This is a genomic window from Streptomyces sp. 2A115, assembly GCF_052245575.1.
Classification (GTDB): domain Bacteria; phylum Actinomycetota; class Actinomycetes; order Streptomycetales; family Streptomycetaceae; genus Streptomyces.
Genome location: NZ_JBQQCG010000009.1, coordinates 138,846 through 156,831 on the forward strand (window position 1 = coordinate 138,846; position 17,986 = coordinate 156,831).

Annotated in this window: 17 protein-coding genes; 9 read left to right on the plus strand and 8 right to left on the minus strand. The window is 69.5% G+C overall.

The window, feature by feature from the left end:
* Window positions 1-7: 7 nt before the first annotated feature.
* Window positions 8-508, plus strand: a complete 501-nt coding sequence (locus tag ACTWQR_RS11155) for a TadE/TadG family type IV pilus assembly protein (RefSeq protein WP_443226866.1) — start codon at window positions 8-10, stop codon at window positions 506-508.
* Window positions 509-574: 66 nt separating this feature from the next.
* Here the strand turns inward: ACTWQR_RS11155 and ACTWQR_RS11160 are convergent, their stop codons facing one another.
* From ACTWQR_RS11160 to ACTWQR_RS11170, 3 genes are all read right to left on the minus strand, one after another.
* Window positions 575-886, minus strand: coding sequence for a hypothetical protein (locus ACTWQR_RS11160; RefSeq protein WP_443226810.1), 312 nt, complete (start codon window positions 884-886; stop codon window positions 575-577).
* Between the two features lie 116 nt (window positions 887-1,002).
* The gene (locus tag ACTWQR_RS11165) at window positions 1,003-1,659 is read right to left on the minus strand and encodes a hypothetical protein (RefSeq protein WP_443226811.1); all 657 of its coding nucleotides are present in this window, start codon (window positions 1,657-1,659) and stop codon (window positions 1,003-1,005) included.
* A complete protein-coding gene (locus ACTWQR_RS11170; RefSeq protein ID WP_443226812.1) occupies window positions 1,656-2,369 on the minus strand; it encodes an enhanced serine sensitivity protein SseB C-terminal domain-containing protein in 714 nt (237 codons plus the stop codon). Before ACTWQR_RS11170 ends, ACTWQR_RS11165 begins: the two co-directional genes overlap by 4 nt.
* 202 nt (window positions 2,370-2,571) lie before the next feature.
* Between ACTWQR_RS11170 and ACTWQR_RS11175 the strand changes: the two genes are divergently transcribed.
* Window positions 2,572-2,829, plus strand: a complete 258-nt coding sequence (locus tag ACTWQR_RS11175; RefSeq protein ID WP_443226813.1) for a hypothetical protein — start codon at window positions 2,572-2,574, stop codon at window positions 2,827-2,829.
* Between the two features lie 30 nt (window positions 2,830-2,859).
* Here the strand turns inward: ACTWQR_RS11175 and ACTWQR_RS11180 are convergent, their stop codons facing one another.
* Together ACTWQR_RS11180 and ACTWQR_RS11185 are read right to left on the minus strand one after the other, a co-directional pair.
* Window positions 2,860-4,569, minus strand: a complete 1,710-nt coding sequence (locus tag ACTWQR_RS11180) for a putative T7SS-secreted protein (RefSeq protein WP_443226814.1) — start codon at window positions 4,567-4,569, stop codon at window positions 2,860-2,862.
* A gap of 65 nt (window positions 4,570-4,634) precedes the next feature.
* A complete protein-coding gene (locus ACTWQR_RS11185; protein ID WP_443226869.1) occupies window positions 4,635-4,781 on the minus strand; it encodes a hypothetical protein in 147 nt (48 codons plus the stop codon).
* 328 nt (window positions 4,782-5,109) lie between these two features.
* Here ACTWQR_RS11185 and ACTWQR_RS11190 point away from each other — a divergent pair, with 328 nt between their 5' ends.
* The 5 genes from ACTWQR_RS11190 (at window position 5,110) to ACTWQR_RS11210 (ending at window position 11,537) form a co-directional block, all read left to right on the plus strand.
* Window positions 5,110-8,118: a BTAD domain-containing putative transcriptional regulator gene (locus ACTWQR_RS11190; RefSeq protein WP_443226815.1), complete on the plus strand. Its 3,009-nt coding sequence runs from the start codon at window positions 5,110-5,112 to the stop codon at window positions 8,116-8,118.
* On the plus strand, window positions 8,115-8,861 hold the full coding sequence (locus ACTWQR_RS11195; RefSeq protein WP_443226816.1) for a prepilin peptidase: 747 nt from the start codon (window positions 8,115-8,117) through the stop codon (window positions 8,859-8,861). The genes ACTWQR_RS11190 and ACTWQR_RS11195 overlap by 4 nt, the downstream gene beginning before the upstream one ends.
* A gap of 113 nt (window positions 8,862-8,974) precedes the next feature.
* Window positions 8,975-10,174, plus strand: coding sequence for a cyclic dehypoxanthinyl futalosine synthase (mqnC, locus tag ACTWQR_RS11200; RefSeq protein WP_443226817.1), 1,200 nt, complete (start codon window positions 8,975-8,977; stop codon window positions 10,172-10,174).
* Between the two features lie 18 nt (window positions 10,175-10,192).
* A complete protein-coding gene (locus tag ACTWQR_RS11205; RefSeq protein ID WP_443226818.1) occupies window positions 10,193-10,642 on the plus strand; it encodes a hypothetical protein in 450 nt (149 codons plus the stop codon).
* A 199-nt stretch (window positions 10,643-10,841) separates the two neighbouring features.
* Window positions 10,842-11,537 carry a demethylmenaquinone methyltransferase gene (locus ACTWQR_RS11210; RefSeq protein ID WP_443226819.1) on the plus strand — a complete coding sequence of 232 codons (696 nt, stop codon included), beginning with the start codon at window positions 10,842-10,844 and terminating at the stop codon, window positions 11,535-11,537.
* Between the two features lie 15 nt (window positions 11,538-11,552).
* Here the strand turns inward: ACTWQR_RS11210 and ACTWQR_RS11215 are convergent, their stop codons facing one another.
* Together ACTWQR_RS11215 and ACTWQR_RS11220 are read right to left on the minus strand one after the other, a co-directional pair.
* Complete coding sequence (locus ACTWQR_RS11215; protein ID WP_443226820.1) at window positions 11,553-11,864, minus strand: PASTA domain-containing protein; 312 nt, start codon at window positions 11,862-11,864, stop codon at window positions 11,553-11,555.
* 513 nt (window positions 11,865-12,377) lie between these two features.
* The gene (locus ACTWQR_RS11220) at window positions 12,378-12,884 is read right to left on the minus strand and encodes a GNAT family N-acetyltransferase (protein ID WP_443226821.1); all 507 of its coding nucleotides are present in this window, start codon (window positions 12,882-12,884) and stop codon (window positions 12,378-12,380) included.
* Window positions 12,885-13,087: 203 nt separating this feature from the next.
* On the opposite strand from ACTWQR_RS11220, the gene ACTWQR_RS11225 reads away from it, so the two are divergent.
* On the plus strand, window positions 13,088-14,392 hold the full coding sequence (locus tag ACTWQR_RS11225; protein ID WP_443226822.1) for a geranylgeranyl reductase family protein: 1,305 nt from the start codon (window positions 13,088-13,090) through the stop codon (window positions 14,390-14,392).
* A 137-nt stretch (window positions 14,393-14,529) separates the two neighbouring features.
* On the plus strand, window positions 14,530-16,407 hold the full coding sequence (locus ACTWQR_RS11230) for a hydroxysqualene dehydroxylase (protein ID WP_443226823.1): 1,878 nt from the start codon (window positions 14,530-14,532) through the stop codon (window positions 16,405-16,407).
* Window positions 16,408-16,548: 141 nt separating this feature from the next.
* Here ACTWQR_RS11230 and ACTWQR_RS11235 read toward each other — a convergent pair whose 3' ends face one another.
* Window positions 16,549-17,382: a C40 family peptidase gene (locus ACTWQR_RS11235; RefSeq protein ID WP_443226824.1), complete on the minus strand. Its 834-nt coding sequence runs from the start codon at window positions 17,380-17,382 to the stop codon at window positions 16,549-16,551.
* Window positions 17,383-17,986: the final 604 nt, after the last annotated feature.

The following is a 17,986-nucleotide window of genomic DNA, read 5'->3' on the forward strand; positions in this document are numbered from 1 at the left end:
GGGGGAGATGGCGGAGAAGGAGGAGAAGGGGGACTGGGGCGGGCGCATCCGGGTGGCCGCGCACGCCTGGGTGGGCGCGCGCCGCGTACGTCTCGACGACCGGGGCTCGGGCGCCGGCGCGGTCATCATCTTCGCGCTGGTCTTCCTGTCGCTGTCGGCCTTCGTCATCGACGGCGGCCTCTCCATCTCCAAACGCGAACGTGCCGCCGACATCGCGGAACAGGCCGCCCGTTACGCCGCGCAGGACGTGGACCTCGAGGAGCTGTACCAGAACGAGGGCGGCGGGGCCCCCATCCTCTTCGAGAACTGCGGCGCCCGCGTCAAGGCCTTCGCCCAGGAGATGGGCATGACCGGCGCCGACATCGCCGCCACCCACTGTGTCGCCGCCAACGCCGACGAGGTCGAGGTCGAGGTCCAGCTCACGTACTCACCGGTCTTCACGGGGATGTTCTACGGCGGGGACGTGACGGTACGGGGGCGTGCGATCGCCGAGAACGAGGTCGGCTGACCGCTGTCACGGGCCTTGCATCCGGCGAGCGGCGGTGACCTCCGAGTCCTTACTTCTCCTCTGTCTTCACTTCTCTTTCTTCACGCCCTCGGAGACCTGCTTCGCCAGGTCGTCGTCCAGCTTCTTGAACTCGCGTACGACGGCGTCGGACATGTCCGCCAGGGCGTCCAGTTGCTGGGTGATGTCCTCACGGCCGTCCTCCCAGTTGGACTCGAAGTCGTCGAGGGCGTCGTAGACGGTGTTGTCGCCGAGGTCGTCCTTGTAGGACTCGAAGAGCTTCTTGGTGTGGTCGAGCCGCGTCTTGATGGAGCGCAGTCGGCTTCCGTAGTCCTCGAGTTCGCTGAGCGGCAGCGCGAGGTCGGGCTTGCCCTTGGCCATGTCGGGTCCTCCCTGTGACGTTTGCGGCTGGTCGGCTGGTCGGCTGGTCGGCTGGTCGGCTGGTCGGCTGGTCGGTTGTTCGGCTATTTGGCTGTGTGGACTGTTCGGCTACGGGGTTATACGAAGCGGAACGTACCTGTGACCGCGTCGAAGATGTCGTGGAACGCCTCCGCCAGGTCCAGGACCGGGCTGGCACCGGAGACGAGCACGACCTGGGCGGTGGTTCCTGGGACGGGGATGTACGTCTGGGTCAGCACCATACGGAGGGTCCGGCTGTCGCCCTGCGCGACGGGCACGTCCTCGACGCCGTACGTGCGGGCGGCCGGGCCGACGCCCTGGATGTCGACGTTCGTCACCTTCCTCCACGCGTCACCCTCCTTGCGGGGCGTGATCGCGCGCAGGCTGTCGGCGATGGCGCGCGGGTCGGTGGAGAGGACCACGCCCTGCTTGTTCCTGGCGCCGAGGACGGAGACGGTGACGGTCGCGGAGAGCGGTACGCCTTCGAGGTTCTCGGCCATGCAGCCCAGGTAGATCGCGCCGGAGTCGTGGGCGTCCTTGGCCATCCTGCGGAGCATGGCGCTCAAGTCGGAGCGGTAGGGCGCGAGTTCGGGGACCTCGCGCACCCGCTCGTCGACGAGGGAGCGGATCGTCGCCTCGCGCCCCTCCGGGCGGATGTCGAACTCCCACCACGATTCGGGGACGGAGAGCGAGATGCCGACGGGCAGTGGTGCCGGTGCCGGCACCGGCACCGGTGTGGGTCTGGGCTCGGTCATGAGGTGGCCGGCCTCGTGTAGAAGGGGTCGACGTTGTCGGCGAGCCAGCCGACCACGGAGTCCGTGGAGTCGTCCATGAACACGCTGTCGACCGTGAAGGACTCCGGTACGAGCGTGACGGCGCGTTTGACGGCCTCCAGCGCGGCTTCCCTGTTCGCGGGGTCGTACGAGGACAGCGCGATCCCCAGGATCAGGCCGGGAGCGGCCTCACCGATCTGGGCCCAGCCGCGGCGCGCGCCGGCGACGGGGGGCACGCGGAGGAACTCGATGGCCAGGGCCTCGAGGAGCGCGGACGGCTCCTGGGCCGGCTCGCCGAGACGGATGCGGGAGCCGGTCGGTACGACATGGCGCTCACCGCGCAGGTACCGCACGCCGTGGCTGCGGATCGGCATGCCCGCGTCGCCGCCGATGTTCACGGCGAGGCCCAGGTACTCCGGCAGGCTCCGTACGAAGTCCCGCACGGGCGGCACCATGTGGGGGACGTCTCCGGCTCCTTTGGCCAGCTGCTCCTGTGACGTGAACACAGGGACGAAGGGGGAGCCGTCGATGGTGACCGTGGGGAGGGAGACGCCCGCCGACGGATCGGCGCCCGACGGCAGCGGTACCCAGACCTGTCCCTCGGTGAGTGCGTCGAGGAATTCCTCGACCGGCCGGTTGTCGTTGACGACGGCCGCCAGAATTTCTTCCGCCTGGTTCGCTGGAAATGCCATGAGAGTTCGCCTGTCGCCCGGGGCTACCATAGGGTGCACAAAATGACTGCTGGGGAGGTGAGTCGTGGCCTGCGGACAGTGCCGAGAGTGGTGTGTAAAACGCGAGTTGGGAAATGCTGTCGAGTTGATGCGGTATGCGGTCGATTTCTGCGTCCCGCTGGTTTCCGAGGGGAAACTGGAGGTCGTCGATGGTACCGGCCCGTTGTCCGACGCGAGGTATGTCGAGCGTATCGGGCAGATTCCCGAGTCGCTCTCCAAGGGCGAGTGGGTGAGCTGGACCCTCGACTGCACGAACTGCCTGCAGCGGTTCTGGCTCGGCGGTCAGCTCGGCCGCGGGGCACGCTGGAACTACGAGTCGGAGGACGACCGGGCACGCCGCGATTCCCCGCCCGCACCGCCGGCGCCGCCCGAGCCCTCGGAGTCGCCGGAGCCGCGCAAACGTCGGTGGGGCAGAGGCTGATCACGCTCCGGCCCATCACGGTCCGGCCCATCACGGTCCGGCTCCCAGTCGCGCGACCCCTGGAACGAGCCAGTCCGGGTCGATTCCGGTCTTCGGGAACAGGACCTGGTTCGCGCCGCCCATGACACTTCCGGGGATGCTGACCCCGCCGCCCTCGCTGATCCCCGTACTGAACTGCGGTGCGGCCGGACCTTCGAAGAACCGGCTTCCGGCCGGGATGTCGGCCGCGACGTAATGCGTGGCCTGCGGAGCGGTGACGTGACCGCCGGGGGCCATGGACCACTCGGGTTTCAGCGCGAGGTCCAACTGGGTCTGCAGGGGACCCGCGGGCTCGACCCGGGCCCAGTAGTCGCCGTCGAGGGCGCGTCCGTCGGACACGGCCCGGTACATCTCGTGATTCGTCGTCGACATCACTTCCGTATAGCTGCCGCTCCGGAACGAATCGACCATCTGCAGGCCGTGGTCGGGATTCCAGCCCATGTCGCCAAGTGGCCCAGGCCCGTTCGCGGCATTCCAGCGGCCCAGAATGAGATCGCCCTCGGAGGTGAACTCGCCGCCCCGCAGCCGGTGGACGGTCGACCGCACATCCATCCACCGATTCGCCAGGAACTCGCTGCCCCCGAGGAATTTCGAATCGCCCCAGCCGAGCGCGCCGTCGAGAGACCTGAAGGCGGTACGCATACCCTTCAGCCCGTCACGCATCCCCCGGGCCATATTGGCCATGTTCTTGAGGCCGCCGCCGATTCCCTTCAACGCCCCGGCACCGAGGGCCGCGAGACCGCCCGCCTTCCAGAGCGTGCCGAGTTTGGCGAGGCTGGTCAGGCCCTTGGTCGCGGGAATGCAGTCGAGGGCGGCCCACAGCAGATCCCCCCACCCCGCCGTCCCGTTGGCCATCTTTCTTATGGTGTCGGCCAGCACGACGAGAGCCGCGGCGAAGACGAGCCAGCCCAGCGGTCCGCCCACGATCATCACGATGATGCCGACGATCGCCACGACCCACTTGCAGACGGTGACGATCTCGTCCCAGTGATCGGAGACCCAGTCGCCGACCTCTTCCCACCAGCGGCGGTTGGGGATCCCGGCGTCGGAGGCCTCTTCGAGCTTCCGCACCGTGCGACGGGCGGCCTCCTCGCGCAGGCCCTTCGCCTGCGCGGCCAGCCTCTTCGCGGCGTCCAGGGCGTTCTGGGCGTTGTCCACGTTCCGCTGGGCGGTGGCCTGCTGCTCCTGGGCGCGGGTGGCGTTCCTGGTGGCCTGGCGGACCTCGGTCTCGTCCGGCGCGGGGACGTCCTTGCCCGGGTTCTTCGCGGGATCGTACGAGTCGGCCTTCGCCGTGGCCGTACGGACCCAGTCGTTCGCGCCCGTCAGCGCCGTCGTCGCGGTGGAGAGCTCGTCGCGGGCCGCGCGGCCGTCGCGCAGAGCCTGGTCCGCCTTCGCCTGGGCGTCCTCCAGGTCCGGCCAGTACGAGGTCAGGGCGTCGCCCGCCAGCTCGTAGGACCTCTTGAGCTTCTTCAGCTTGCCGGGGGCGTCCTCGAACTCCGCGGTGAACACGTCCGCCGTCTTGCCCGCCCAGGCGAGGACCGCGTCCTCTTTCGCCATGCCCTTGATGTCCCGGAGGACCTGGGCCACGTCGTCCGCGAAGTCGTGCAGGGTGCCCGCGAGCTTCTTCACGCGCTGCGGATCGCCCGGCGTCGGGTCTTGGTCGAGGTCGAGTATGTGCCAGTCGGCCGGACGGTATGACACGCGCTTCCCCTTGCGAGGCCTTGTGCTTGAACGCTTGACGCCTGAATGTACGTGGCCGGTTCCGGTCAGCGGTCGATGGCCTGGATCTTCTGCACGTTCATGTCCTGGGTGGTCCCGAAGGTGCCGTCGGGGAGGTCGCCGCCGGCGCAAGCGGCGAGCAGAAGCGCCGCGGTCGCGGCGAACGCGTCGGCGGTCACGGTGCGGCGGGCCACGGGCGTACTCCCCCTGTGTAAGGCGTGTGCGACAGAGAGCGAAGCTATCAAGGGGGAGTAGAGGGCATCAGCGCGGCAATGGGGGATTGTGTGGGGATCGTGAGATCTGTGACGTGGCAGTTGCGAAGGCCGCTGGATCCGGGCGCGGCAAGGCCCGTACACGGGTGGACAACTCGGGCCCAGGGGGCACGGAGTGAGGAAGCGGTCCAGGCGAAGAGTCTGGCCCTCTGTCTGCCCTTCGACACCCTCAATGGATCTAAGTAGGCTCAGCACACCCCCGCTCTCACTTTCTCCACCCCCCTCCACACACGACACCAGGACACCAGCCATGGCGCGACGCACCACTTCCAGCTCGACGGGAAGCTCGCCGGGTCCGAGGAATCGGACGCCGCAGCCCCTGCCCCGGCGTCGGCGTACGTTCGGGGACTTCGTCAAGGCGTTCTTCGCCTTCGTCGCGTTGCTCGTGCTGCTCATCGGTGTGCCCGGGGCGCTGGCCACGCAGATCGGGTGGCCGTTGCCCTCCGGTTCGCCGAGCCTGGACTGGCTCCAGCAGGAGATCACCGTCAGCACGTTCATCAACGTGCTGACCGTCGTCGTCTGGTTCGCCTGGGCCCAGTTCACCGCGTGCGTGCTCGTCGAGGTGAAGGCCGCCCTGTCGGGTGTCGGGCTGCCGAACCGGGTGCCGGGTGCCGGGCCCAGCCAGTTGCTCGCGCGGCAGCTCGTCGCGGCGTTGCTGTTGGTCGGGGCGACCGCGGCGAGCTTCGCGCCGGGACTCTCGCAGCTGGGGCAGCAGTTGGAGGGGAACCAGCGGCCCACCGCCGCCGCGGCGCAGCAGACGCCGGGCGGGCTGTTGGGGCAGCAGCAGGAGCAGTCGGCCAGTGCCGCCGCCGCGCTGGCCGAACAGGCCGCGAGCGCCGCCGTCCACGCCGAGAGCGGAAGCGGCGCCCAGGCGTCCGACGGCGACACGAAGTTCTACCGGATCCAGCCGCCCGAGGGGCGTCACCACGACTCCCTCTGGGAGGTGGCCGAGCGCCACCTCGGCGACGGGCGGCGGTACAAGGAGATCTACCAGCTCAACAAGGACCGTACGCAGCCGGACGGTTCGAAGCTTTCCGAGGCCAGCCTCATCCGGCCCGGCTGGATCATGGAGATGCCCGGCGACGCCCGCGGCGGCGAACTCGTGGAGATGCCGGACGAGGCCCCGAAGGTTTCGCAGGAAGTCCAGCAGCAGATCTCCGACTACGCCAAGACCGGGAGCGGGGCCGGGGCCGGCGGTCAGGAGCAGGGGAGTGGTCAGCGGGGCGGCGGGTCGGGGTCCCTCGACCGGGACACCGCCCACATCAGCCTTCCCGAGCAGCGGCCCGCCCCGGACCAAGGGCAAGGGCAACAGGGACAGCAGGGGCAGGAGGCCAGTCCTGCCGGTGAGGACAGCGGGTTCGGTCTTCCGCAAGCCCTCCTCGGTGCGCCCCTCCTTGCCGCCGGCCTCCTCGGCGCCCTCGGCCGGCGTCGTCGTCAGGCGCTGTGGCAGTCCGCGCTCGGTTCCGTCGGCGGGCGGCGGCGCGGCATGGAGCCGCCGACGCCGACCGGTGCGGCCGCCGACGCGCAGGACGCGCTGCTGGTGGGGGCCGACCCCGAAGGCGTACGGCTGCTCGACCGGTCGCTGCGCGGGCTCGCCGCGTCGCTCGCGGGCGAGTCCCGGCCGCTGCCGACCGTGTACGCGGCCTGGATGAGCGGCAACGGCGATCTGCACCTTCAGCTCGCCCAGCCCGCCGGGAAGCCGCCGGCGCCCTGGCAACTCGGGCAGGACCAGACGTTCTGGATGCTGGCGCGGGCCGACGCCGAGCGGTACGAGGACGTGGACACCGCAGCGCCGTACCCGGGCCTCGTCAGCCTCGGCACGATGGACGACTCGCGGCTGCTGCTCAACCTGGAGGCCGTGCCCGGCATCGTGTCGCTGAGCGGCCGCGAGCAGGACCGGGCGGGCGTGTTCGCCTCCGTCGCCGCCGAGTTGGCCACCAACGGGTGGTCCGACCGCATGACGATCACGCTCGTCGGCTTCGGCGAGGACCTGACGCCCCTAGCGCCCAACCGGCTCCGCCACCTCGACGACGTCGAGGCGCTCGTCGAGACCATGGAGGCCGAGACGCGGCAGCGGCGCGGAGCGCTGGGAGCGGCCGGCCACGATTCCGTACTCACCGGGCGTACGGGCCCGGCCCAGCACACCCGTTGGGCCCCGCACCTCGTACTCCTGGCCGCCGAGCCGTCCGCCGACGACGCCGTCAAGCTCGCCGAACTCGCCGCCGACGCGAGCCGGTTGGGCATCGGCTACCTCGTCGGTACGCAGTCGGGCGATCTGCCCGGCGCCGCCTGGGAGATGGAGATCACCAGCGAGGGCAAGCTGCTCGCGCCGCTCCTCGGGCTCGAACTCGACGCGCAGCTCCTGCCGGTGGCCCAGCAGCGGGCCGTCGTCGAGCTGTTCGTCGACGCCGATCCCGAGAACGAAGGCCGACGCGACGACGGTCGCCCGGCCGCCACGCCGCCGTTCCTCGTCGACGTCAGCGAGCAGGGCAGGCCGGCGGTGTACGCGCGGCTCGTGGGCCCGTACGAGATCATCGGCCTCGACACTCCGGACGGTGAGCGCAGCCCGCTGCTGCACGAGGCGCTGGCGCTGCTGTTGCTGCACCGCGAAGGCGTGCATCCCCGGGTGCTGTCCTCCGCGCTGTGGCCGCGTGGGGTCACGGACGATGTGCGGGACGCGCTCGTCGAGCGGCTTCGCGCGTGGCTGGGCAACGATCCGGACGGCACGCCGCGGCTCGGCACCGACACGACCGGGCGGCTCAAGCTCGCCAAGTCCGTCGTGTCCGACCTGGACGTGCTGCGGTCGCTGTACCACGAGGCCACGCAGGGCCGGGGTGCCAACAGCCGTGCGGTGCGCGGGCGTCTGCTGACCGACGCGCTGGTGCTGGTACGCGGGCCCTTGCTGGCCGAGCGGCCGGCCGGGCGGTACGGATGGCTCACGCACGAGATCATCGACGCCCAACTGCCGCTCCTCGTCGCGGACATCGGGCTGGCCTTGTCCGCCTTCCACCTGGAGAAGAACCGGGCGGAGAAGGCCATCGAGGCGCTGAACGCCGCGCTGGGCTCCGCGCCGGGCGACGAGCGGCTGTGGAACGAGCTGCTGCGGGCCACGCACGCCACCGGTGACAGCGACCGCTTGAAGCGGCTCGCCGCGGATCTGGTGACGCGCAGTGGGGCACGGGGGCTGCCGCCGCGGACCGAGGCGTTGCTGGACGAGCTGCTGCCGGCCTGGCGCAGCGGCGTGGCCGCAGTGGGATGAGCGACCTCCTGGACCGCCCGGAGCTCAGGGACCTCCTGTTGATCGTCGGCGCCGTCCTCTGGGGCGGCGCCGCCGGGCTTTTCGTCCCCCGCGCCGCCTACCGTTTCTCCGTCGCCCCCGAAGAGGCCTGGCAGACGCGGTGTCCCGAGGGGCATCTCATCTCCGGCTGGATCGGGTGGGCCCGCTGTGCGGGGCGTGCGTACGGCCCCAGCACCCCCCTCGTCGCCCTCGCCACCGCCCTCGTGTGCGGAGCCCTGGCGGCAGCGACCGGCACCCGCCCCGAGCTGGGCGTCTGGCTGCTGCTCGCGCCCCTCGGTGTACTCCTCGCCGTCGTGGACTTCAAGGTGCAGCGGCTGCCGGACGCGCTGACCCTGTCCCTCGCGGGAGCCGCCCTGGCCCTCCTCGCGGCAGCCGCGGCCGGCCCCGAACACGCCGGCGACTGGCCGACCGCGCTGTACGGAGCCCTCGCCCTCGGCGGCGGCTACTTCGTCCTCTTCCTCATCAATCCCAACGGCATGGGCTTCGGCGATGTGAAGCTCGCGCTGGGGCTGGGAGCCGTCCTCGGCTGGTACGGCTGGGGGGCCGTCCTGCTCGGCACCTTCGCCGGGTTCCTGTTCGGGGGGCTGTACGGGATGGGGCTCATCGTCATCCGGAGGGCGGGCCGCAAGACCTCCATCCCCTTCGGCCCCTTCCTGATCGCGGGGGCGTTCGTGGGCCTGCTCATCGGGGCGTACGCGGCCTGACGGGACGGTCGTACACAGCGACGGAACCCGTACACGGCCTGACGTCAAGTGATCGGCAACGCTGGCGTACGCTGGATCAGTCCGTCCACACCCTTATGAAAGGGACCGTCCCGGTGACCGAGAAGGCCGACCTTCAGTCCGTCCTCGACCGTGCCGCCGAGGGTGGGCGGATCACCCCGGAAGAGGCGCTCGACCTCTACCGGGACGCCCCGCTGCACGCGCTGGGCGCCGCCGCCGACGCCGTACGCCGCCGCAGGTACGCCGGTACCGAGCACATCGCGACGTACATCATCGAGCGCAACATCAACTACACGAACGTCTGCGTCACGGCGTGCAAGTTCTGCGCCTTCTACGCCGCGCCGAAGGACACCGCAAAGGGCTGGACCCGCGACCTCGACGACATCCTGCGCCGCTGCGCGGAGACCGTCGAACTCGGCGGCACGCAGATCATGTTCCAGGGCGGGCACCACCCGGACTACGGCGTCGAGTACTACGAGAAGCACTTCGCCGCGATCAAGGCCGCGTACCCGCAGCTCGTCATCCACAGCCTGGGGGCGAGCGAGGTCGAGCACATGGCCCGTATCTCCAAGGTGAGTGTGGAAGAGGCCATCTCGCGCATTCACGCCGCCGGTCTCGACTCCTTCGCCGGAGCCGGTGCGGAACTCCTCCCGGCGCGGCCGCGCAAGGCGATCGCCCCGCTGAAGGAGAGCGGCGAGCGCTGGCTGGAGATCATGGAGACCGCGCACGGGCTGGGTGTCGAGTCGACGTCCACCATGCTCATGGGTACGGGCGAGACCAACGCCGAGCGCATCGAGCACCTGCGGATGATCCGTGACGTACAGGACCGGACGGGCGGCTTCCGCGCCTTCATCCCGTACACGTATCAGCCCGAGAACAACCACCTCAAGGGCCGTACGCAGGCGACGCTCTTCGAGTACCTGCGGATGATCGCCATCGCGCGGCTGTTCATGGACAACATCGCCCACATCCAGGGTTCGTGGCTGACCACCGGCAAGGAGGTCGGCCAGCTGTCGCTGCACTACGGCGCCGACGACCTCGGTTCGATCATGCTGGAGGAGAACGTCGTCTCCTCGGCCGGTGCCAAGCACCGCTCCAACCGGATGGAGATCATCGACCTGATCCGCAAGGCGGGACGCGTCCCGGCCCAGCGGGCGACGACGTACGAGCACCTGGTCGTCCACGACGATCCGGCGAACGACCCCGTCGACGAGCGGGTCCAGTCGCACATCTCGTCCACGGCGATCGAGGGCGGGACGGCTCACCCCGAGTTGAAGCTGCTCGCCTCCAACTAGTGTCCGACTGGCCCTGTTGTGCTGACGATTCACGCGGCGGACGAGCTGCGGCATGCGTGGGGTGACGCCGAGCCGGTCAAGGACGGCGCCGTTGCTGTGGACGGGATCCGGGTGGCCGGTACCGGGCCGCTGGCGGAGCTCCAGGAACGGTTCCCGGGCGCTCGCGTACGGCGTTGGCCCGGTGTCCTCGGCCCCGCTCTCATCCATGAAGGGCCGCTCCCGGCCGCCCCGACACCGCGTGAACGTGTGCATGCCGTGCTGAAGTTGGGCGCGGTGGCGGTTCTGGAGGAATACGCGGACACGCCCGAACTCCGGTCAGCCGCTGGGCGCAACGACGTCGTCGTCCTCCCGCGCTCCCGCTCCACGGCGATCACCGACGCGGGACGCGCTGACCTGGCGGTCTTCGACGAGGACGGGGCGTGCCTGGCCACGGTATGCGCGGGCCGCTTGGTGCATCGCCGCCGCTGAGCTCGCCTTCTTCTTCAGGGGCGCGGGGCTGCGACATATGCGGCTCCGCAGCGATGGGGGTCCCCGCTCGAGCGAAGCCGATGGCGACAAACCACAACTGTCCCGCAGCCCAAACACAGGATTCCTGGACGGATTTCCGAGACCGGCGTACGGACCGGGCGCTGGAGACCCGCCAGGCCTGTACTGCCACAATGGGACCGTGACCCGCGCATCCCTGAACAAGCAGCCGCACGAAGTCGCCTCGATGTTCGACGACGTGGCGGAACGGTACGACCTGACGAACGACGTGCTGTCGCTCGGCCAGGACCGGGTGTGGCGCAAGGAAGTCGCGAAGGCGGTCGACGCGCGGCCGGCGCAGAAGATCCTGGACCTGGCCGCCGGGACGGCGACCTCCTCCCTCCCCTTCGCGCGCACGGGTGCGTACGTCGTCCCCTGCGACTTCTCCCTCGGGATGCTCAAGGTCGGCAAGAAGAACCATCCCTGGCTGCCGCTCACGGCGGGCGACGCCACCAAGCTGCCGTTCAAGGACGACACCTTCGACGCGGTGACGATCTCCTTCGGGCTGCGGAACGTGCAGGACACGGACGCGGCGCTGCGCGAGCTGTACCGGGTGACGCGGCCTGGCGGGCGGGTGGTGATCTGCGAGTTCTCACACCCGACCTGGGCGCCTTTCCGCACGGTCTACACCGAGTACCTGATGCGCGCCCTGCCGTCGGTGGCCCGTGCGGTCTCCTCAAACCCCGACGCGTACGTCTATCTCGCCGAGTCCATCCGCGACTGGCCGGACCAGCCCGCCCTCGCCGAACGCCTGCGCAAGGCCGGCTGGTCGAAGGTCGCCTGGCGCAACCTCACGGGCGGGGTCGTGGCGCTCCACCGGGGTTTCAAGCAGGGCTGAGCAGTCTCGCGGGGCTCACCTGAGGACCTCGAACGGGTCGCCCGGCGTGTCGAGTTCGCGTTGCAGCCCGCCCGACGGCGGTCGAGGCAGCCGTGGCTCGCGTACCCCCGCGCCCCCGCCGCCCTCACCCTCGCCGAGGTCGAACCACACCGTCACGACCGCTCCGCGTGGCACCTCGGCGCCGGGCCGCGGGTACTGGCGTACGACGTAGTCGACGACGGTCAGATGGAAGTCGGGCCGGTCGGGCGCGGCGAGTAACACCCCACGCGCCTCGGCCGTCTCGCGCGCGTCCACGGCCATCAGACCGACGAGCCGTGGTACGCGCACTTCGGATGTCTTGGGTGTTATGCGCACAGACGTCACCCCCAGCGGTACCGGCAGAGTAAGCCTTGCCGGGCCCTGCCGGAAGTCGCCGGGCCTCGGGCCGGAGGCCCGGCGGGAAGCCCGTCGGAGCCCCGGCGGGAAGCCGTCGGAGATCAGCCGGAAGTCGTCGAAGCTTCAGCCGACGGCCGTGAGAGAACGAGCGGGCAGCCGTCGGAGATCCAGTCGGCAGCCGTCAGAGTACGAGCCGGAAGTCGTCGAAGCTTCAGCCGACGGCCGTGAGAGTACGAGCGGGCAGCCGTTGGAGATCCAGTCGGCAGCCGTCAGAGTACGAGCCGGAAGTCGTCGAAGCTCCGGCCGACGGCCGTGAGAGTACGAGCGGGCAGCCGTTGGAGATCCAGTCGGCAGCCGTCAGAGTACGAGCCGGAAGTCGTCGAAGCTCCGGCCGACAGCCGACAGCCGACAGCCGACAGCCGACAGCCGACAGCCGACAGCCGACAGCCGACCAGTCGCCAGGCGTCAGAGAACCAGTCGATAGCAGTGCCCGAGCTGATTCGACTTCGGTGACGTGAATGTCTCGGCGAGCTCCATGCCGAGGCGTCTGGTCACCGCGATGGAGCGTTCGTTGCGCGAGTTCACCATCGCCACCACGCTGCGTACGCCTGTCGCGCTCACCCGTTCCAGCGCGGCCTGCGCGGCCGCGGTGACGTATCCCTTGCCCCAGTACTCCCGTCCGAGCCGCCAGCCGAGCTCGATCTCGCCCTTCGGGCCCCACTCGTACGGCCACGGCTGGGCGCCGGTGAAGCCGATGACCTGCCCTTCCTCGTCGAGCATGGTCCAGAAGCAGAAGCCGTGCTCGGCGTCGTGCCGACGCTGCCGTGCGGTCAACTCCTCGTACACGGACAGCTCGGCCGACTTGCCGCCGTGGAACTCCATCACGTCCGGGTGGTCGAAGATCCGGTGCCAGGCGAAGGTGTCCTCGTCGGTGGGGACACGCAGGTGTACCACGGGGAGAGCTCGGTTCACGGGGCAACCCTTCAGCCAGGTGATCGGTACTGCTGCATAGACTGCCCATGTCCAGTGCCCGTCGGCACACGGATTTCGAGACTTTGCGTTTCGGGATTTCGCGAGTTCAAGACCGACTTCAAGCTTCAAGACCGACTTCAAGATCAACCTCAGACTGACTTCACGACTGACTTCACGACTTCGAGACTTGGGGAGAACCCGCCGTGACCGAGCCCCGACCCCTCTCCGAACACACCGCCGATGTGATCGTCGTCGGGGCCGGGCCAGCCGGTTCCACCACCGCGTACTACCTGGCGAAGGCCGGGCTGGATGTCCTGCTCCTGGAAAAGACCGCGTTTCCGCGGGAAAAGGTGTGCGGTGACGGGCTGACGCCCCGCGCCACCAAGCAGCTCGTGTCGATGGGCATCGACATCTCGGAGGAGGCGGGCTGGCTCCGGAACAAGGGGCTGCGCATCATCGGCGGCGGTGTCCGTCTCCAGCTGGACTGGCCGGATCTCGCCGCTTACCCGGACTACGGACTCGTACGCAAGCGCGACGACTTCGACGAGCAGCTGGCCCGGCAGGCGCAGAAGGCGGGCGCGCGGCTGTACGAGCGCTGCAACGTCGGTGCCCCGATCATCGACGACCAAACGGGCCGCATCACGGGGGTCCGGGCGAAGCTCGGTGACGTCGACTCCAAGGAGAAGCGCGAAGTCACCTTCCACGCGCCGCTGGTCGTGGCGGCCGACGGCAACTCGACCCGGCTTTCCCTGGCGATGGGTCTGCACCGCCGTGAGGACCGCCCGATGGGCGTCGCGGTGCGTACGTACTTCACGTCCCCGCGCCACGAGGACGACTACCTGGAGTCCTGGCTGGAGCTGTGGGACCGCCGCGGCCCCGGCGAGGACCGTCTCCTTCCCGGCTACGGCTGGATCTTCGGCATGGGCGACGGCACGTCGAATGTCGGCCTCGGGGTCCTGAACACCTCCAACTCCTTCAAGGAACTGGACTGGCGTGAGGTTCTCAAAGCCTGGTGCGCCTCAATGCCCGAGGACTGGGGTTACACCCCGGAGAACATGACGATCCCGATCCGCGGCGCCGCCCTCCCCATGGCCTTCAACCGCCAGCCCCACTACACCAAGGGCCTGTTGCTCGTCGGCGACGCGGGCGGCATGGTGAACCCCTTCAACGGCGAGGGCATCGCCTACGCCATGGAGTCCGGCCAGATCGCCGCCGACGTCATCGTCCAGGCCCACGCCCGCGCCACCCCCGCCCAGCGCGAACTCGCCCTCCAGCGCTACCCGAAGGTCCTCAAGGACACCTACGGCGGCTATTACACCCTCGGCCGCGCTTTCGTGAAGCTCATCGGCAACCCGAAGGTCATGAAGATCGCCGCGCAGCGCGGTCTCACCCACCCGCTCCTGATGAAGTTCACGCTCAAGATGCTCGCCAACCTGACGGACCCGACGGGCGGCGACGCGATGGACCGCATCATCAACGGCCTGAGCAAGGTGGCTCCGAAGGCCTAGATCGGGCCTGGGCCACCAACATCGCTCATGAACACCGGGCTCATGAACACCGGGTTCACGAACGCCGTGTGAGGGTGCTGTGGTGGCTGGTTCGGTGCCTTTCGCCTCATGGCCGCTCTCTCTACCCTGCCGTACCCATGACAACAGAACACATGGACCCTCAGCAGGAGAACACGGGTCACCTAGACCTCGCGGGTTACCCAGGGCTCACGGGTCACACGCGCAGACGGTTCCTCGCCGGAGCCGGAGGAGCCGTCGGCGCGGCCGCGTTAGGGACGGCAGCGGCGCTCGGCACGGCCGGGAGCGCGGCCGCCGCAGGGCCCGCGGCGGCCGGGAAGCGTGTCGCGGTCCTCGGCGGTGGCGTGTCCGGGCTGAGCGCCGCGCAGGAACTCGCCGAGCGGGGCTACGCCGTGACCGTATACGAGTACTACGACGTCCTCGGCGGCAAAGCCCGCTCGATGGACGTCCCCGGCACGGGCTCCGAGGGCCGCAAACCGCTCCCCGGCGAACACGGCTTCCGCTTCTTTCCCGGTTTCTACCGAAACCTCCCCGACACCCTGCGTCGCATCCCCTTCCCAGGCAACCCGAACGGCGTCCACGACAACCTCCGCAGCGGCACCGAGGCCCTCTTCGCCCGCGAGGCCGGCCGCCCCGACCTGCACTTCCCGCTGCGCCGCCTGACGACCCCGCCGCGGCCGGTGGACCTCACCCCGTCCTGGATCCGCGACCAGGTGCTGAGCGTCCTCGACCTCGGCACCCGGCTGCCCGCGCACGAGGCCGCGTACTTCGCCGACCGCCTGCTCGTCCATCTCACCAGCTGCGACGCCCGCCGCGAGGACGACTGGGAGAAGACCGCCTGGTGGGACTTCATCCGGGCCGGGGAGATGAGCGAGGAGTACCAGATGCTCCTCGGTATCGGACAGACCCGCAACCTCGTCGCCACCCGCGCCCAGGAGGCCTCCACCCGCACGGTCGGCCGCATCATCATCGAGGCCCTGATGCTGTGGGGGCTCCTCGGCCGCGGCATGGACGGCGACGCGGACGTCGACCGCGTCCTGAACGCCCCCACGAGCGAGGCCTGGATCGACCCCTGGGTCACTCACCTGCGCTCACTCGGCGTGGAGTTCGTCCTCGGCACCAAGGTGAACGACGTCGTGTACGAGGGCGGCAGGGTCAGCGGCGTACGCGTGTCCGCGCCGGACGGCGGTGAGGCCCGTACCGTCACCGCCGACCACTACGTCTCCGCCCTGCCCGTCGAGCACGCCCGCACGACGTGGGGCCCGGCCCTGCGCGCCGCCGATCCGCAGCTGGCGAAGTGCGACGCGCTGAAGACGGACTGGATGGTCGGGGTCATGTTCTATCTGCGCACCCCGACGCCCGTGGTGCACGGACACATCAACTGCCTCGACTCGCCCTGGGCGGTGACCGGAATCGGCCAGGCCCAGTTCTGGGACGTACGGAACTTTCCGGAGGACTACGGGGACGGGCGGGCGTCCGACTGTCTCTCCGCCATCGTCTCCGAATGGGACCTGCCCGGGATCCTGTACGGCAAGACGGCGCGGGAGTGCACACGCGAGGAGATCGTCGCCGAGTGCTGGGCGCAGCTGAAGGACGGTCTGAACGACGCGGGCAAGACGACGCTCACCGACGACGACCGGCTCGGCTGGTTCATGGACCCGGCGGTGACGGGCCTCGGCGGCCCCGACCCGCAGAACCGCGAGCAGCTGCTGATCCACCCGACGGGCACGCTCTACAACCGCCCGTCCGCCCGCACGGCGGTGCCGAACTTCTTCCTCGCGGGCGACTTCGTCCGTACGGATGTGGATCTCGCGACGATGGAGGGCGCCAACGAGTCGGCCCGGCTGGCCGTCAACGCACTGCTGGACGCGGACAATTCGGGCGCCGAGCGGTGCGAGACCTGGGAACTCTTCCGGCCGCCGGAGCTGGAGCCGCTGAAGCGGGTGGACGAAGTCCGCTACAAGCTGGGGCTGCGCAACACGTTCGACCTGGGCTGAGACCCTGCTGCTGAGGCCGCGCTCCTGAGGCCCGCGCTCCTGGGCCGGGCCGTTGACGCCGGGCTCCTGAGACCGCGCCTGCGGGCCGCTCCCCCCACATGGGAAGCGGCCCGTCAGAGCGGTCACAACGCTGACCGAAGGTCAGAGCACGCGCACCGCGCCGGTCGCCGGGTAGCCCGACAGGTCCTGGATGACGACGCCCTTCGAGGGGTTCGCGGCGTCCAGGTACTTGCCGCCGCCGATGTAGGCGCCCGTGTGGTACGCCGAGCCCTTGGCACCCCAGTACAGGATGTCGCCGACCTGGAGGTCGTCCAGCGAGACCGGCGTGCCGGCCATCGACTGGTCCTGGGAGACCCGCGGCAGATCCACGCCGACCTGCTTGAACGCTGCCTGCATCAGCGAGGAGCAGTCCCACGCGTTGGGACCGGTGGCGCCCAAGACGTAGGCGTCACCGACCTGCGCCTGGAGGAAGCTGATGACAGTGGCGACACTGCCGCTCGCCGGGGCGGGGACGTCGGCGGTGCTCGCGGAGGGGGTGGTGAGCGTGGTCCGCTCGGAGGACCGCGTGGCGCGCTCCGCGGCGGCCTTGCGAGCGTCCTCGGCCTTCTGCTTGACCTCCGCCTTCTTCTTCGCGTCGGCGAGGTCCGCCTTGGCCTGCTTGGCGGCCTTGGCGGCGGCAGCGTCACGCTCGGCCCGCAGTTCGTAGTCGGCGGCGGCCTGCTGGGTGACATCCGCGGACTCGGCGACCTGAGCGGCCAGGTCGGCCGTGAGTGCGGGCAGCGACATGGTCTGGGTCGTCGACTCGGCCGCGTTCGCCGATCCGGACGCACCGGCCACTGCCAGGGTGCTGAGGACGCCACCGGCAACTCCGGCGCGCATCGCGAGCGTCGAACTGCTGCGAGGCCGGGGTTTCCGGTGGCTGCGTATGTGAGCGGTGTGGGACATGAGTACAACCGGTATCAGGGGCTCCTCCATACCTTCAAGAAACGTGTGGTGCGCCACATTTACTCAATGGGTCGCCTGAATCCCGCACCTGTCGTTCCTTATTGACGCCGTAACGGGCATTGTGGACACGGCCCAACCCGCCTGTGATCAAGGCCTTTTCACATTACGTCCGAATTGCCCGCCACCTAGCACTCGTTGGGGCCGATGGCCAAGCCCGGCTTATTCGGCCCCGCCTGGATGTGGCGCAGGTCACGGAACGGTCACCGCGGCAGTCGTGCCGTGCGCGTGGGGTCGGGTCGAGGTCGGGTCGAAGCTGTGTCGACACCGTGTCCCGCTCGTGAACGGATGCACGCACGCCCCGCCGTCCACACCGGCCCTCCAACTACCCCCGAAGTGTGAACGACTTCCACTATCAAGCGTCGGCGGCCAACGCCAATTTGCCTTGGCTCCCAGCCTCTTGGTAAAGCGCCGCATCCTGGACCAGCGATAACGAGCGAAAATGTCACCTCTGGTGATCACTCGGACGCTTCTCGTTCGAAGATCGACGCTCATCCGACTTCATGATCCTTCGTCGGGTGGTGGAGATCACAAAGACGTTGTCGCACCCCGTGTCGCAGATCACAGACCGGCAGGC

Coding starts and splice junctions, on each gene's coding strand:
- ACTWQR_RS11155 (WP_443226866.1), top strand. CDS start 8: ATGGCGGAGAAGGAGGAGAAGGGGGACTGGGGCGGGCGCATCCGGGTG.
- ACTWQR_RS11190 (WP_443226815.1), top strand. CDS start 5,110: ATGGCGCGACGCACCACTTCCAGCTCGACGGGAAGCTCGCCGGGTCCG.
- ACTWQR_RS11165 (WP_443226811.1), bottom strand. CDS start 1,659: ATGACCGAGCCCAGACCCACACCGGTGCCGGTGCCGGCACCGGCACCA.
- ACTWQR_RS11195 (WP_443226816.1), top strand. CDS start 8,115: ATGAGCGACCTCCTGGACCGCCCGGAGCTCAGGGACCTCCTGTTGATC.
- ACTWQR_RS11160 (WP_443226810.1), bottom strand. CDS start 886: ATGGCCAAGGGCAAGCCCGACCTCGCGCTGCCGCTCAGCGAACTCGAG.
- ACTWQR_RS11170 (WP_443226812.1), bottom strand. CDS start 2,369: ATGGCATTTCCAGCGAACCAGGCGGAAGAAATTCTGGCGGCCGTCGTC.
- ACTWQR_RS11230 (WP_443226823.1), top strand. CDS start 14,530: ATGACAACAGAACACATGGACCCTCAGCAGGAGAACACGGGTCACCTA.
- ACTWQR_RS11235 (WP_443226824.1), bottom strand. CDS start 17,382: ATGGAGGAGCCCCTGATACCGGTTGTACTCATGTCCCACACCGCTCAC.